A 15,775-nucleotide genomic window follows, 5' to 3' on the forward strand; every position below is an offset into this window, starting at 1 on the left:
GCCGGTGCGCCGCTTCAATCTTTCCGAGTGGGCGTTGTCCAACCGCCCGCTGGTGCTGTTCGCGATGCTTGCCTTCGCGCTGATCGGCGCATGGTCGTACAAGCATCTGGGCCAGTCCGAGGATCCGCCATTCACCTTCAAGGCGATGGTAGTGCGCACGCTTTGGCCGGGCGCCACCGCCGAACAGGTCTCGCGGCAGGTGACCGAGCCGATCGAGAAGGCGCTGATGAACACCGGCGAGTACGAGTTCATCCGCTCCTATTCGCGCCCCGGCGAATCGCAGGTCATCTTCATGGCGCGCGACAGCCTGCGTTCCAAGCAGATCCCGGACCTGTGGTACCAGGTTCGCAAGCGCGTGGGCGACATCCGTGCGACGCTGCCGCGCGAGATTGTCGGCCCGTTCTTCAACGATGAGTTCGGCGACACCTACGGGAACATCTATGCGTTGACCGGCAAGGGCTTCGACTACGCGGTGATGCGCGACTACGCCGACCGCATCCAGCTGGAACTGCAGCGCGTACCCGATGTCGGCAAGATCGACCTGGTCGGCCTGCAGGACGAGAAGGTGTGGATCGAACTGTCCAACACCCGGCTGGCAACGCTGGGTGTGTCGATGCAGCAGGTGCAGCAGGCGCTGGCCGACCAGAATGCGATCACCGGCACCAGCTTCTTCGAGACCGCCACCGATCGCGTGCAGCTGCGCGTGACGGGCCAGTTCAACGACATCGACGCCATCCGCCAGTTCCCGATCCGTGCTGGCGACCGCACCGTGCACCTGGGCGACATCGCCGAGGTCAAGCGTGGCTTCGCCGATCCGGCGTCGCCGAAGATGCGCTTCATGGGCGAAGAGGCGATCGGCCTGGCGGTGGCGATGAAGGATGGCGGTGACATCCTCAAGCTGGGCGCCAACCTCGACGCCGAGTTCGAGCGGCTGCAGAAGACCCTGCCGGCCGGCATGCAGCTGCGCAAGGTGTCCGACCAGCCGCAGTCGGTGGAGGAGTCGGTTGGCGAGTTCGTGCAGGTGCTGACCGAAGCGGTGGTGATCGTGCTGCTGGTCAGTTTCTTCTCGCTGGGCCTGCGCACCGGCCTGGTGGTGGGCGTGACCATTCCGCTGGTGCTGGCGATGACCTTCTTCGTCATGCATTACTTCGACATCGGCCTGCACAAGATTTCGCTGGGCGCACTGGTGCTGGCGCTGGGCCTGCTGGTGGACGATGCGATCATCGCGGTGGAGATGATGGCCACCAAGATGGAGCAGGGCTTCGATCGCCTGCGCGCGGCCAGCTTCGCCTGGGAATCGACCGCGTTCCCGATGCTGACCGGCACATTGATCACGGCAGCCGGCTTCCTGCCGATCGCCACGGCGGCATCGAGCACCGGTGAATACACCCGTTCGCTGTTCCAGGTGGTGACCATTGCACTGGTGGTGTCGTGGATCGCAGCGGTGCTGTTCATCCCGTACCTGGGCGACAAGATGCTGCCGGACCTGTTCAATCCGCAGCCGCCGAAGCCCGGCAGCCTGTCCGCGCGTTGGCTGGGCAAGCGCCAGCAGTGGGCCGACCGCTATCCGGCGCTGGCCAACCTGATCGCACCGCCGCAGCATGGGCACGACCACGATCCCTACCAGCGCCCGTTCTACCGCAGCTTCCGGCGCTTCCTCGACGCCTGCCTGCGCCGCCGCTGGTGGGTGATCGCCGCGACCGTCGCCCTGTTCGTGTTCTCACTGATGATGTTCCGCTTCGTGCCGCAGCAGTTCTTCCCGGACTCGACCCGGCCGGAACTGATGGTGGACATCGAGCTGGCCGAGGGGGCGTCGCTGCGCTCGACCCAGGCCCAGGCCGAGAAGCTGGAGAAGCTGCTGTCCAGCCGCGAGGGCATCGCCAACTATGTGTCCTATGTGGGTACCGGTTCGCCGCGCTTCTACCTGCCGCTGGACCAGCAGCTGCCGGCGACCAACTTCGCCCAGTTCGTGGTGCTGGCCAAGGACATCAAATCGCGCGAAAGCACTCGTGACTGGCTGCTGCACGAGGTGATTCCGAAGTTCCCGGACGTGCAGATGCGCGTGACCCGCCTGGAGAACGGCCCGCCGGTCGGTTATCCGGTGCAGATGCGCATCTCCGGCGAGCACATCGAGAAGGTGCAGGCGATCGCGCGCCAGGTCGAGGCCAAGGTGCGTGAGAACCCGCACGTGATGAACGTCAACCTGGACTGGAGCGAGCCGAGCAAGGTGGTGCGGCTGGTGATCGACCAGGAGCGTGCCCGCGCGCTGGGCGTGAGCAGCGCCCAGGTCAGCCAGTTCCTGGCCAGTTCGCTGGCCGGCCAGTCGGTGAGCGTGTATCGCGAAGGCAACCGCCAGATCGAGATGCTGCTGCGCGGGCCGGCCGATGAGCGCAACCAGCTGGAGCTGCTGTCCAGCCTGTCGATGCCGACCGCCAACGGCGGCAGCATCACGCTGTCGCAGGTGGCGACGATGGAGTACGGCTTCGAGGACGGCATCATCTGGCACCGCAACCGGTTGCCGACCGTGACCGTGCGCGCCGACATCAGCGATGGCATGCAGGCGCTGGACGTGGTGCACCAGATCGTGCCCACGCTGGATGGCATCCGTGCCGAGCTGCCCAGCGGCTACCTGCTGGAAACCGGCGGCACCGTGGAGGACTCGGCGCGCGGGCAGAACTCGATCAAGGCCGGCATGCCGCTGTTCCTGGTGGTGGTGGCGACGCTGCTGATGCTGCAGCTGCGCAGCTTCTCGCGTGCGGCGATGGTGCTGGTGACCGCGCCGCTGGGCATCATCGGTGCGACCCTGTTCCTGCTGCTGTTCCGTGCGCCGTTCGGCTTCGTCGCGCTGCTGGGCACGATCGCGCTGGCGGGCATGATCATGCGCAACTCGGTGATCCTGATCGACCAGATCCAGCAGGACATCGATGCCGGGCATGATCGCTGGCATTCGATCATCGATGCCACGGTGCGCCGCTTCCGCCCGATCGTGCTGACCGCGCTGGCGGCCGTGCTGGCGATGATTCCGCTGTCGCGCAGCGCGTTCTATGGCTCGATGGCGATCTCGATCATGGGTGGTCTGATCGTGGGTACGGTGCTGACGCTGGTGTTCCTGCCGGCGTTGTACGCGGCGTGGTTCCGGGTGAAGCCGGACGAATCCGGGGCGTAATGCCCCGGGTTCTGCGGCTGCACCCATCCACGCATGGCGTGGATGGATCTGCTCGCGGAATCTGCCTTCTGTAGAGCCGAGCCATGCTCGGCTGCGCTATGCGCGATGATGGGATGAGTCGAGCATGGCTCGACTCTACAGAAGCACCCACGCATGACGTGCATCTACAGCAGCGGATCGTTGCCCTGGTAGGTGCCAACCTTGGTTGACACTGCAGCATGCATCCACGCATGGCGTGGACTGATCTGCTCGCGGGATCTGCTTTCTGTAGAGCCGAGCCATGCTCGGCTGCTCTTCGCTCTTCGCGCTATGATGGGATGAGTCGAGCATGGCTCGACTCTACAGAAGCACCCACGCATGGCGTGGATCTACTGCAGCTGCAGGCCGATCCGCAGCACTGGCAGCAGCCACTCGACGAACACCTGCACGCGCAGTGCACGGTGTTGCCGATGCGGTTGCAGCAGGGTCACCGGCAGCGGCTGCGCCGCGTACTGCGGCATCACCTCCACCAATGCGCCTGACTGCAGCTCGGCCTGCACGTCGTAGCGCGGAATCTGCAACAGCCCCAATCCCGCCACGCAGCACGCGATCGAGGCCTCGGCGCTGTTCACGCGTACCCAGCCGGGCATCGGCAGCGTGCGCAGCTGGCCGCCATCCTGCCATTCCCACGGTTCCACCCGTGCCGTGGTCGGCGATGCGTAGTTCACCGCGCGGTGCTGCTGCAGGTCGGCAGGGTGCTGCGGCATGCCGTGCTCGCGCAGGTAGGCCGGCGCGGCCACGTTGACGAAGTCGAGTTGGCCCAGCGTGCGCGCCACCAGGCTGGAATCGCCCAGCTGGCCGACCCGCAGCACCGCATCGCAGCCGTCTTCGATCAGGTTCACCGCGCGGTCGGTCATGCCCAGGTCCAGTTCCACCTGCGGGTAGCGCGCGAAGAAATCCGGCAACGCCGGGGCGATGATGCGACGGCCGATGCGGCTGGGTACGTCGATCTTCAGCAAACCGGCCGGTTGCGCGTCGTCCTGCCGGAACAGCGACTCGGCGTCTTCAACCTCCGCGATCAGGCGCAGGCAGCGGGCATGGAACACGTCGCCGTCATGGGTGGTGGATACCCGTCGGGTCGAGCGCTGCAGCAGGCGGGTGCCAAGCCGCTGTTCCAGCTCGGCAATCGCCGCCGAGACGGTCGAACGGGGCAGGCCGAGCTGGTCGGCGGCGCGGGTGAAGCTCGCGCACTCCACGACCCGGGTGAAGATGCGGAAGCGATCGATCCGGTCCATTGTTCGCTGGCTCTGGAAAGTTAAGTCAATGTGGCGGGCTTTATCCGCTTTTTCTGCACGATATCGTCGTCAGGGCAGGGTTGCCACCCCGGGCAGCCCCCTCCTGAGACCGAAGCCATGACCGAGCATTCCCTCAAGGGCAAGACCGTGCTGATCGCCGGTGGCGCCAAGAACCTGGGCGGCCTGATCGCCCGCGACTTCGCCGCACAGGGCGCCAAAGCCATCGTCATCCACTACAACAGTGCCGCGACCCAGGCCGATGCAGAAGCAACCGTTGCCGCCGTGCAGGCGGCCGGCAGCAAGGCGGTGGCCCTGCAGGGCGACCTGACCTCGGCGGCAGCGATGGAGCGCTTGTTCGCCGATGCCGTGGCCGCAGCCGGCCGTCCCGACATCGCCATCAATACGGTCGGCAAGGTATTGAAGAAGCCGCTGCTGGACATCAGCGAAGCGGAGTACGACGAGATGAGCGCGGTCAACGCCAAGGCGGCGTTCTTCTTCCTCAAGGAAGCAGGCCGCCACGTCAATGACGGTGGCCGCATCTGCACCCTGGTCACCTCGCTGCTGGGTGCGTTCACGCCGTTCTATTCCAGCTATGCCGGCACCAAGGCGCCGGTCGAGCATTTCACCCGCGCGGCGTCAAAGGAGTTCGGTGAGCGCGGCATCTCGGTGACTGCGATCGGGCCGGGCCCGATGGACACGCCGTTCTTCTACCCGGCCGAGAGTGCCGATGCACAGGCGTACCACAAGACCGCGGCCGCGCTCTCGGCGTTCACCCGTACCGGCCTGACCGACATCGCCGACATTGTGCCGTGGATCCGCTTCCTGGTCACCGATGGCTGGTGGATGACCGGGCAGACCATCCTGGTCAATGGTGGGTACACCACCAAATAATGCAGCCGTGCATGGCGTGGATCTGCTGCGCGACATTCGAACGATCCACGCATGGCGTGGATCTACAGTAGAGCCACCCCATGGGTGGCTGCGCACAATGACCAAAGGCAGAGGCGCCACGCATGGAGTGGCGCCATCGGATCAGTTGAGTTTGGCCAGCACCGCATCCGTGGCGGCGGCGGTACTCACGGCCTGGCCCTTGGCGGCCAGGTCGGCAGTGAACACCCCATCATCCAGCACCGCGTGCACCGCCGCTTCCACTGCTGCGGCTTCGGCTTCCAGCCCCAGCGAATGGCGCAGCAGCATCGCCGCGCTGAAGATCGTCGCGTAGGGATTGGCGATGCCCTTGCCGGCGATGTCCGGGGCCGAACCGTGGATCGGTTCGTAGATGCCGACCGCACCCGGTTCACCCAGCGAGGCCGAGGGCAGCAGGCCGAGTGAGCCGGCCAGCATCGAGGCTTCGTCGGTGAGGATGTCGCCGAACATGTTCTCGGTGACGATCACGTCGTACTCGCGCGGCTTGGCCAGCAGGTGCATGGCCATCGAATCGACCAGTTGGTGCTCCAGCGCCACCTCCGGGAACTCCTCGCGGCCGATGCGCGCGGCCACGTCGCGCCACAGGCGCGAGGTTTCCAACACGTTGGCCTTGTCCACCGAGGTGACCTTGCCACGCCGCTGCCGGGCCAGGCGGAAGGCACTGCGCAGCACGCGCTCGATCTCGGCCACGGTGTAGCGGCACAGGTCGCTGGCACTGTCGGCATCGCGGGTCTTGTCGCCGAAGTAGATGCCGCCGGTCAGTTCGCGCACCACCACGAAGTCCACACCCTGCAGCAGCTCGGCCTTGATCGGCGAGGCGTGCAGCGCGGCCTCATGGGTGCGCACCGGGCGCAGGTTGGCGTACAGGCCGAGCGCCCTGCGGATCGCCAGCAGGCCCTGTTCCGGACGCACCTTGGCGTTCGGGTCGGACCACTTCGGGCCACCGACTGCGCCCAGCAGCACCGCGCTGGCGGCCTGGCAGGCGGCCAGGGTCGACGCCGGCAGCGGTTCGCCGTGGCGGTCGATGGCGATGCCACCGATGTCGTGCTCGCTGAAGGTGAAGGTGTGGTTGAAGCGTTCGGCGACGGCCTTCAGGACGGCGACTGCCGCGGCGGCCACTTCCGGGCCGATGCCATCACCGGGCAGGACAACAATTTCAGCGTGCATGCTCACTCTCGTAACGTTCGATTTCAGGGACACGGCCCAACAGATACCCCAACTGGTCGACACCTTCCAGCAGGCAGGTCTGCGAGAAGCCGTCCAGCGGGAAGGAATAGACGCGGCCGTCCGGCGTGCGCAGTTCGCGCGCGGCCACGTCGATGGTCAGCTCATCATCCGGGCGCTGCATCAGCGCCTGCACGTCGGCCTCGTCCAGCACGATCGGCAGCAGGCCGTTCTTCAGCGAGTTGCCACGGAAGATGTCGGCGATCTCGCTGCTGACGATGGCGCGCAGGCCCAGGTCGGTCAGCGCCCAAGGTGCATGTTCGCGCGACGAGCCGCAGCCGAAGTTGCGACCCGCCAGCAGGATGCTGCGGCCGGCGTTGTGCGGCTGGTTGAAGGCGAAGTCGGCCACCGGTGAACCGTCGGCCTGCCAGCGCCAGTCATTGAAGGCGTTGCGGCCCAGGCCGGCGCGTTCGGTGGTGGACAGGAACCGCGCCGGGATGATCTGGTCGGTGTCGATGTTGGTCTGGCGCAGCACCACGCTGGCCGAGGTCAAGGTACGGAAACCGGCCATCACGCCACCTCCTGTGCGAACAGCTCGCGGGTGTCGGCGACATGCCCGTTCACCGCGGCCCACGCCGCGCTCATCGGTGAGGCCAGCAGGGTGCGCGAACCGGGACCCTGGCGGCCTTCGAAATTACGGTTGCTGGTGCTCACGGCCAGCTGCCCGGGCGCGACCAGATCACCATTCATGGCGATGCACATCGAGCAGCCCGGCTCGCGCCATTCGGCACCGGCCGCGCGCACGATCTCATGGATGCCTTCGGCCTCGGCCTCTCGCTTGACGATCTCCGAGCCCGGCACCACCAGCATGCGCACCCGGTCGGCGACGCGACGACCGCGCAGCACCTGCGCCACCTCACGCATGTCACTCAGGCGGCCGTTGGTGCAGGAACCGACGAACACCACGTCCACCGGTGTTCCGGCCAGCGCCTTGCCGGCCTGGAAATGCATGTAGTCCAGGCCCTTCTGTGCGGCGGCATCGTTGGCGGCCGGGATCGGCGCATCCACCGCGATGGCGGTACCCGGGTGGGTGCCCCAGGTCAGGGTCGGGCGGATATCGGCGGCGTCGATGTGCACTTCGCTGTCGAAGCGCGCGCCGTCATCACTGCGCAGCTGCTGCCAGCGCGCCACCGCAGCCTCGAAATCGGCGCCCTTTGGGCCGCGCGGGGTGTTGGCGACGAAGTCGAAGGTGACCTGGTCCGGCGCCACCATACCGGCACGCGCACCCGCTTCGATCGACATGTTGCACAGGGTCATGCGCTGTTCCATGTCCATCGCTTCGATGGTGCTGCCGCGGAACTCGATCACGTGGCCGGTGCCGCCATTGACGCCGATCACGCCGATGATGTGCAGGACCACGTCCTTGGCGCCGACACCCGGCGCCAGCGGCCCATCGACGGTGATCGCCAGCGTCTTCGCCTTGCGCTGCAGCAGGCATTGCGTGGCCAGCACGTGGCCGACCTCGCTGGTGCCGATGCCGAACGCCAGCGAACCGAAGGCACCGTGGGTGGAGGTGTGGCTGTCGCCGCAGACGATGGTCATGCCCGGCTGGGTGAAGCCCTGCTCGGGCGCGATCACGTGGACGATGCCGCGGTTGTCCGAGGCCATGTCGAACAGCTCGATGCCGTGCTCGGCGCAGTTGCGCGCCAGCGTGGCGACCTGTGCCTCGGAGGCGGCGCTGGCATAGGGCAGCGTGCCGTCCGCGGCGGCCGGCAGGGTCGGCGTGGAGTGGTCCATCGTCGCCTTGGTGCGGTCCGGCCGGCGCGGCGACAAGCCGCGTTCGCGCAGTTCGGTGAAGGCCTGCGGCGAGGTCACCTCGTGGATCAGGTGCAGGTCGATGTACAGCACGGCGGGCGCGCTGTCGGATTCGGGAACCACCACGTGGGCGTCCCACAGTTTGTCGTACAGGGTGCGGGGTGCGGAAGTCATGCGTATGCCTGGCAGAAGTACGAAATAGCGAACATCAGTAAGGAAAGCGGAACGGTCAAGTCAGCGACGGCGGGCGAGCACACGCAGGCGCACGTAGTCGGCCAGCGGCTGGCCAGATGCGTCACGCGGCAGCTCGGCCAGCAGTGCGGTGGCCGCCTCGCGCACGGTGGCGCGGGCCTCGGCCGGCAGGTCGTCCAGCAGCGGTGCGGCGAATACCCGCAGCCAGCCGGCCACGCCGGTCGGCAGTGCGGTCGGGCGCGGCGTGCACTCGATCAGTTGCACCTGGAAGCCATGCTGGCGCAGGCGATCGGCGTAGGCATCGGCCGTCGGGAAGTACCACCGGAAGGTGCTGGCGCCATGCCCGTGGGCCACGCGCGCGGCCTGCACGGCCGCGATGATCGTGGCCACGTTGCCGTGGCCGCCGAACTCGGCGACGAAGCGGCCACCGGGGCGCAGGGCGCGGCGCACGCCTTCCAGTACGCGGTCCGGAGTCGTCATCCAATGCAGTGCCGCATTGCTGAACACCGCATCGAACTCGCTGTCGAACGACAGTGCGTGGCCGTCCATCAGCTGGGCGTCGACGCCGCGCGCACGGGCGGCGATCACCAGTTCCGGCGAGGCATCCACGCCGTGGATGCGCGCACCGCTCAGGGCCAGTTCGGTGCTGAGTACGCCATCGCCACAGCCCAGGTCGAGGATGCGCTCACCGGCGCGCGGGTCGAGCAGGCGCGATACCGCACCGCCGAGCAGCGGCACGAAGCCGGCATCGATCGCATAGTCCTGGGCGTTCCACTGCTGGCCAGCGGCGCTGGCCGGGGTGGGGGTGTCGAAGGCGCTCATGGTGGGATCCTCAGGCGGTGGCGGAAGCGGGAACGTCGGTGCTGCTGTGGACGGCGGCCTGACGCTGGCGCAGCAGGCGGTTGGCCACATCCAGCCAGGCCAGCGCGGAGGCTTCGATGATGTCCTTGCTGGTGCCGGTGCCGTCGTACTCCACGCCGTCATGGCGCACACTCAGGTTGGCTTCACCGCGCGCATCGGCGCCGATGCCGACGCTGTGCACGTGATAGCTGTCCAGCATCAGCTGCACGCCGGTGGCGGCCGACAGCGCGCCGAACAGCGCATCGACCGGGCCGTCGCCCTGCGCGGTCTCGGCCACACGGTTGCCATCCGGGTCGGACAGTTCGACCAGCGCGTTGGCGCGGCTGCCGACGTCGCTGATGGTCATCGAGGCCAGGCGGTAGCCCTGCGCGTTGGAGCCGCCCTGCATCAACGTCTGCAGGTCGGCATCGGTGACCACGCGCTGCTGTTCGCACAGGCCCTTGAACTGCTCGAACACCAGCTTCAGTTCGTCTTCGTCCAGCCAGAAGCCCAACGCACGCAGGCGCGCTTCGACGGCGGCGCGGCCACTGTGGCGGCCCAGCACCATCTGCGAATCTTCCCAGCCCACGTCTTCCGGACGCATGATTTCGTAGGTGCCGCGGTGGCGCAGCATGCCGTGCTGGTGGATGCCCGATTCATGGGCGAACGCGTTGGCACCGACGATGGCCTTGTTGCGCTGTACCGGCATGCCGACCAGACGCTGCAGCAGCTGCGAAGTGCCGACGATGCGTGGGGTGTTGATCGAACTGTCCTGTTCGTAGAAGGCCTGGCGGACCTTCAGCACCATCGCGATCTCTTCCAGCGAACAGTTGCCGGCGCGCTCGCCGATGCCGTTGATGGTGCACTCGACCTGGCGTGCACCGCCTTCGATGGCGGCCAGCGAGTTGGCCACCGCCAAGCCCAGGTCGTTGTGGCAGTGCGCGCTGAAGATCACGTTGGCCGCGTTCGGCACGTCGGCGACCCCGGCGATGACCTGCTGGAACATCGCGCGGATTTCTTCCGGCGTGGTGAAGCCGACGGTGTCGGGCAGGTTGATGGTGGTGGCGCCGGCGGCAATGGCCACGCGCGAAACCTCGATCAGGTAGTCCAGCTCGGTGCGGGTGGCATCCTCGGCCGAGAACTCGACGTCGTCGATGTAGGAACGGGCCAACGAGACGTGCTTGCGTACCGACTCCAGCACCTGCTCGCGGGTCATCCGCAGCTTGTGCTCGCGGTGCAGCGGGCTGGTCGACAGGAACACGTGCAGGCGCGGGTTGGCTGCCGCTTCCAGTGCACGTGCGGAGGTCTCGATATCGGCCTGCAGGCAGCGCGACAGCACCGCCAGGCTCAGGCTCTGGCGGCGCAGCTCGCGGCCGATCATCGCCATCGCCTCGCGGTCGGATTGCGAGCTGGCCGGGAAGCCGGTCTCGATGATGTCCACGCCCAGTTCGTCCAGCGCACGCGCCATCACCAGCTTCTGCGGCGGGCTCATGCTGCAGCCGGGGGACTGCTCGCCGTCACGCAGGGTGGTGTCGAAGATGCGGATGCGCGGGGTGGTAATTCGTTCGATGGTGGTCACAGGGAAATCTCCTCGACAGCGGGTGCGACGGCTTGCAGGGGGGAAGGGGAAGAGGCGGGGGAGGCGAGGGCGCTGGCCTTGGTCGGCGAGCGCGGGGTTTCGCTGCGCCGTCGCCGCGGTTTGCGTGGCGGGCGCGGACGGATGTCGGTGAGCAGGCCGGCCAGGACACCGGCATCGATGTTGCCGCCGGACACCACCGCACACTTGCGGCGGCCGGCGACGCGGCGGCCGGCCGCCAGCGCCAACGCGCCCGCGCCCTCGGCGATGATGTGTTCCTCCAGCGCAAGCCGGACCAGCGTTTCGCGCAGTTCGGCCTCGCGCACGATCACCACATCGTCCAGCAGCGAGGTGCACAGGCGGCGGGTCAGGAAGCCGGGAATCTTCACCCGCACGCCGTCGGCCAGAGAGGCAACCGGGGCGATCTCGCGCACGTCGCCGCGGATCGCACGTGCCATCGAATCGACGCCTTCCACCTGCGCGCCAATCACGCGCACGCCCTGCGATTTCAGCGCCAGTGCAACGCCGGAGGCCAGTCCACCGCCGCCGATCGGCACGATCACCACGTCCGGCGCGTGTGCGGCCAGCTCGATGCCGACCGTGCCCTGGCCCGCGATCACATCGGCGTCGTCGAACGCGGACAGGAAGCGGTAGCCGTGTCGCTGTGCCAGTTCGACCGCGAAGGCGTAGGCCTCGTCGTAGCTGGTGCCGTGCTGGCGAACGGTCGCGCCCCAGTGGGCGACGCCGGCGATCTTGGTGGCCGGTGCGCCATGCGGCATCACGGTGATGGCCGGCACGTCCAGGCGGTAGGCCGCCCACGCCACGCCCTGGGCATGGTTGCCGGCCGAGGCGCAGATCACCGGCCGGGTATCGCCGCGCTCGCGGCCGGCCAGCAGCGCGTTCAACGCGCCGCGTACCTTGTAGGACCCGGTGCGCTGCAGGTTCTCCAGCTTCAGCCAGGTGCCGAAGCGCTCGGCATGGTGCAGCGGGGTAGGCGGCAGGAAGCGGCGCAGCCGGGCCTGCGCCGCCAGTACGTCGGCGACGCTTACGTCGCCGACATCGCTTTCCTGGCTGGCATCAGCGGCCGGCATGGGCCACCAGCGCGGTGCGGGCGACCGCCGCATGCGGGCACGGGCGGCGAAGAAGACGCCTCCGTACCGGCACCGTGGTCACTACGGTACGGGTGTTCATACGGATGCTCCTTCCACGGCAGTGACCTGCACGGACACGCAGTCGTAGATCTTCTCGATCTGCCGGCACAGCGTTTCCGCCGGGCGCTGGCCATCCACCACCAGCTGCAGGTGCCAGCGGCCATCGTCGTCGGCCACCGGCGCACCGCTGATCGCGCGCGGTGCGAAGCCGCGGCGTTCGGCCATGCCGATCACGCGCAGCAGCGCGCCTTCGGCCGGGTGCAGCACCAGGTCAAGCCGGTATTGCATTGGGGGTCTCCTGGCGGGCATGGGCGGGGTTGCTTTCCAGCATCGTGCTGTTGGCGGTGTTCGGCGGCACCAGTGGCCACACGTTGGCACGTGCATCGATGGCCACGTGCAGCAGGGCCGGGCCCGGTTCGGCCAGCAGCGCGGCCAGGCCGCCTTCCACGTCGTCGCGGTTGTCGATGCGGGTGGCGGCGATGCCGAACACCTGTGCCAGCGCCACGAAGTCCGGGTTGTCGGACAGGTCGATCTCGCTGTAACGCTCGGCGAAGAACAGTTCCTGCCACTGCCGCACCATGCCCAGCGAACTGTTGTCCAGCAGCACGATCTTCACCGGCAGGCGGCAACGCGCGATGGTCGCCAGCTCCTGCACGTTCATCATGAAGCTGCCGTCGCCGGACACCAGCACCACGGTGCGCTCCGGGCATGCGAACTGCGCACCCATCGCCGCCGGCAGGCCGAAGCCCATGGTGCCCAGCGCGCCACTGGTCAGGTGGTTGCGCGGGTGGTTGAAGCGGCAGTGCTGCGCCACCCACATCTGGTGCTGGCCGACATCGCAGGCGATCACCGCATCGGCCGGGGCCAGCTCGCTCAGGCGCTTCAGCAGCGCCGGGGCATAGATGTGCTGGCCCGGTGCGTCGTAGCGTGCCGAGAAGCGGTCGCGGTGCTGCGCGCAACGCCTGCGCCACGCGTCCTGGTGGGCCTTGGGGGAGGGGAAGGCCGCACGCAGGGCACGGATGGCATGGCCGACGTTGCCAGGCACGGCGACATCGGCGCTGCGCAGCTTGGAGATCTCGTAGGCGTCGGCATCGATATGGACGACGCGGGCGAACGGTGCGAACTCGGCCAGCTTGCCGGTGGCGCGGTCGTCGAAGCGTGCACCCAGCACCAGCAGCAGGTCGCTTTCCTGCACCGCCATGTTGGCCGCGCGGGTACCGTGCATGCCCAGCATGCCCAGTGACTGCGGATGGCTGGCCGGCAGCGCGCCCAGGCCACGCAGGGTCATCACGGTGGGGATGGCGCTGGCTTCGACGAAGTCGCGCAGGTCCTGCACCGCATCGCCCAGCGCGATGCCGCCACCGGCGTAGACCACCGGCTTCTCGGCGGCCGCCAGTGCGGCGATGGCTTCGGCGATGGCCGCTTCGGCCGGCGCAGGTGGCGGCTCGACGCTGCTCGGCACGTGCGCCGGCAGGTGGCTGGCATCGGCCAGCTGCACGTCCTTGGGCAGGTCGATCAGCACCGGGCCGGGCCGGCCCTCGCGGGCGACGCGGAAGGCATCGGCGACCACGCGCGGCAGGTCGTCGACGCTGCGCACCAGCCAGCTGTGCTTGACGATCGGCATGGTCAGGCCGAACACATCCAGTTCCTGGAAAGCGTCAGTACCCAGCAGCGGCGTGGCGACCTGGCCGGTGATGCAGACCATCGGCACCGAATCCAGCATCGCATCGGCAATGCCGGTGACCAGGTTGGAGGCGCCCGGGCCGGAGGTGGCCACGCAGACGCCGACCTGGCCGCTGGCGCGGGCGAATCCATTCGCCGCCAGTGCGGCACCCTGCTCGTGGCGGACCAGGATGTGCTTCAGCGACGAATCCACCAGCGCGTCGTAGAACGGCATGATGGTGCCGCCGGGATAGCCGAACAGCGTGCGGATGCCTTCGGCTTCCAGCGCCTGGGTCAGCCAGCGCGCGCCGTTGGGCGGCGCGCTGCGGTGTGTGGAAGAGTTCATGGGGGAACCTTGCAAAGCGGGTGGGGGAGGGCCGCGCGGTTACGCGGCCTGTCCTTGCAACCAGACCATCTTGGCGCGCAGTTCCTTGCCCACCTTCTCGATCGGGTGCTCCAGGTCGGCCTGCTTGAACCGGTTGTAGTTCGGCAGGCCCGCTTCGTACTCGGCCACCCAGTTCTTGGTGAAGGTGCCGTCCTGGATGTCCTTCAGCACTTCCTTCATGCGCGCCTTGGTGCCGGCGTCGATCACCCGCGGGCCGCTGACGTAGTCGCCGTACTGCGCGGTCTCGGAGATGAATTCCAGCATGCGCGAGATACCGCCTTCATAGAACAGGTCGACGATCAGCTTCAGTTCGTGCAGCACTTCGTAGTAGGCGATCTCCGGCTGGTAGCCCGCTTCGACCAGGGTCTCGAAACCGGCCTGCACCAGTGCCGAGGCACCGCCGCACAGCACCGCCTGCTCGCCGAACAGGTCGGTCTCGGTCTCTTCCTTGAAGGTGGTCTGGATCAGGTTGGCGCGTGCACCGCCGAGGCCGGCCGCATAGGCCAGTGCGTACTCGGCCGCCTTGCCGCTCTTGTCCTGGTAGACCGCCCAGATGCAGGGCACGCCACGGCCGATCTCGTACTCGCGGCGCACCAGCGCGCCCGGGCCCTTGGGCGCAACCAGCACCACGTCCAGGTCGTCGCGCGGCCTGATCATGTCGAAGTGCACGTTCAGGCCGTGCGCGAACAGCAGCACCGCACCCTGCTTCATGTTCGGCGCCAGCACGTCGTCGTAGAGCTTCTTCTGCACCATGTCCGGGGTCAGCACGGCGACCAGGTCCGCATCCTTCACCGCGTCGGCCGGTGCTTTCACGGTGAAGCCGTCGGCCTGTGCCTTGACTTCGGTCGGGCCGCCCGGACGCAGGCCTACCACCACGTCGAAGCCGGATTCGCGCAGGTTCAGTGCGTGGGCGCGGCCCTGGCTGCCGTAGCCGATGACGGCGATCTTGGTCTGGGGCAGGTCGTTGGTGCTCATGGGGGAGGTTCCTTGCGGTGGGAAGAAAAAAAGAACGGCCGGTCGTCGAGGTGACGTACCGGCCGGTCAGGGGAAAGCGGTGGAGGAGGCACCATGCGCCGCGCAGGCACAGCCACCACGAGGCGTGGCGGCGGTGTGGGTCCGGGTTTTGCGTTGGGCGTTGTGCATGGTGGTTGCGTCTGAAACCAGGTTCTGAAATGAAAAAACCCGCACCGGGGCGGGTGCGGGTTTTTGAAGAGTTCCGGTGTATTCGTTGCTTACACGCTGGCTCGTCCCGCACCTGTTGGTTGGGTAATAAGTACGAGCACAAGAATCGAACGCAGCGAGGCGGCGCCGATGTCGGCGGCTTCGTTGTGGGTTCGCGGTGGCGTGTTGTGATGCAACATGTGATCGAGAGAAACACAGCCGTTTTGGCGATGTCAACCCTCGCGACGGAATTCTTGTTGGTTTCCGTTGCATCCGGCGCAATCGCCTGTGGCACAAGGATGGTTGCCGCTGAAAGTGTTTCGGTGAACCGGAATTCACTCCTTTCAGGGCGGTTTTTGCGCGGAATCCGGCGGATCCTCGCCTTGCTGGGTGCGGACCTTGCACACCCGCCCCAGGATCAACGTCCATGACCTCTGCCCGATACCCCAGGATGGCCGCAGC

At 67.5% G+C, this 15,775-nt stretch carries 12 protein-coding genes; 2 read left to right on the forward strand and 10 right to left on the reverse strand.

Annotation, left to right across the window (positions count from 1 at the left end; translation table 11 throughout):
* Positions 1-4 precede the first annotated feature (4 nt).
* Positions 5-3,166, forward strand: coding sequence for an efflux RND transporter permease subunit (locus tag AC5P53_RS03355; protein WP_126411346.1), 3,162 nt, complete (start codon positions 5-7; stop codon positions 3,164-3,166).
* A gap of 368 nt (positions 3,167-3,534) precedes the next feature.
* Here the strand turns inward: AC5P53_RS03355 and AC5P53_RS03360 are convergent, their stop codons facing one another.
* On the reverse strand, positions 3,535-4,440 hold the full coding sequence (locus tag AC5P53_RS03360; RefSeq protein ID WP_014648342.1) for a LysR family transcriptional regulator: 906 nt from the start codon (positions 4,438-4,440) through the stop codon (positions 3,535-3,537).
* A 117-nt stretch (positions 4,441-4,557) separates the two neighbouring features.
* Here AC5P53_RS03360 and AC5P53_RS03365 point away from each other — a divergent pair, with 117 nt between their 5' ends.
* Positions 4,558-5,331, forward strand: a complete 774-nt coding sequence (locus tag AC5P53_RS03365; protein ID WP_069117904.1) for an SDR family oxidoreductase — start codon at positions 4,558-4,560, stop codon at positions 5,329-5,331.
* Positions 5,332-5,472: 141 nt separating this feature from the next.
* On the opposite strand, the gene leuB is transcribed toward AC5P53_RS03365, so the two are convergent.
* The 9 genes from leuB to ilvC form a co-directional block, all read right to left on the reverse strand.
* Positions 5,473-6,534: a 3-isopropylmalate dehydrogenase gene (gene leuB / locus AC5P53_RS03370; RefSeq protein ID WP_197574640.1), complete on the reverse strand. Its 1,062-nt coding sequence runs from the start codon at positions 6,532-6,534 to the stop codon at positions 5,473-5,475.
* Positions 6,524-7,102, reverse strand: a complete 579-nt coding sequence (gene leuD, locus AC5P53_RS03375; protein WP_005410953.1) for a 3-isopropylmalate dehydratase small subunit — start codon at positions 7,100-7,102, stop codon at positions 6,524-6,526. Before leuD ends, leuB begins: the two co-directional genes overlap by 11 nt.
* The gene (gene leuC, locus AC5P53_RS03380; RefSeq protein ID WP_032958185.1) at positions 7,102-8,520 is read right to left on the reverse strand and encodes a 3-isopropylmalate dehydratase large subunit; all 1,419 of its coding nucleotides are present in this window, start codon (positions 8,518-8,520) and stop codon (positions 7,102-7,104) included. The genes leuD and leuC overlap by 1 nt, the downstream gene beginning before the upstream one ends.
* 60 nt (positions 8,521-8,580) lie before the next feature.
* On the reverse strand, positions 8,581-9,360 hold the full coding sequence (locus AC5P53_RS03385; RefSeq protein ID WP_014648338.1) for a class I SAM-dependent methyltransferase: 780 nt from the start codon (positions 9,358-9,360) through the stop codon (positions 8,581-8,583).
* 10 nt (positions 9,361-9,370) lie between these two features.
* Positions 9,371-10,957, reverse strand: a complete 1,587-nt coding sequence (locus AC5P53_RS03390) for a 2-isopropylmalate synthase (protein WP_495227113.1) — start codon at positions 10,955-10,957, stop codon at positions 9,371-9,373.
* Positions 10,954-12,045, reverse strand: a complete 1,092-nt coding sequence (locus AC5P53_RS03395; protein WP_049420878.1) for a threonine dehydratase — start codon at positions 12,043-12,045, stop codon at positions 10,954-10,956. The genes AC5P53_RS03390 and AC5P53_RS03395 overlap by 4 nt, the downstream gene beginning before the upstream one ends.
* 96 nt (positions 12,046-12,141) lie before the next feature.
* Positions 12,142-12,393, reverse strand: coding sequence for an ACT domain-containing protein (locus AC5P53_RS03400; RefSeq protein WP_014648335.1), 252 nt, complete (start codon positions 12,391-12,393; stop codon positions 12,142-12,144).
* Complete coding sequence (ilvG, locus tag AC5P53_RS03405; protein WP_014648334.1) at positions 12,377-14,113, reverse strand: acetolactate synthase 2 catalytic subunit; 1,737 nt, start codon at positions 14,111-14,113, stop codon at positions 12,377-12,379. The genes AC5P53_RS03400 and ilvG overlap by 17 nt, the downstream gene beginning before the upstream one ends.
* A gap of 39 nt (positions 14,114-14,152) precedes the next feature.
* Entirely contained in the window at positions 14,153-15,127 is a 975-nt protein-coding gene (gene ilvC / locus AC5P53_RS03410; protein ID WP_014648333.1) for a ketol-acid reductoisomerase, read from the reverse strand.
* Positions 15,128-15,775: the final 648 nt, after the last annotated feature.

This window comes from Stenotrophomonas sp. YJH_SMC_82 (genome assembly GCF_059368875.1).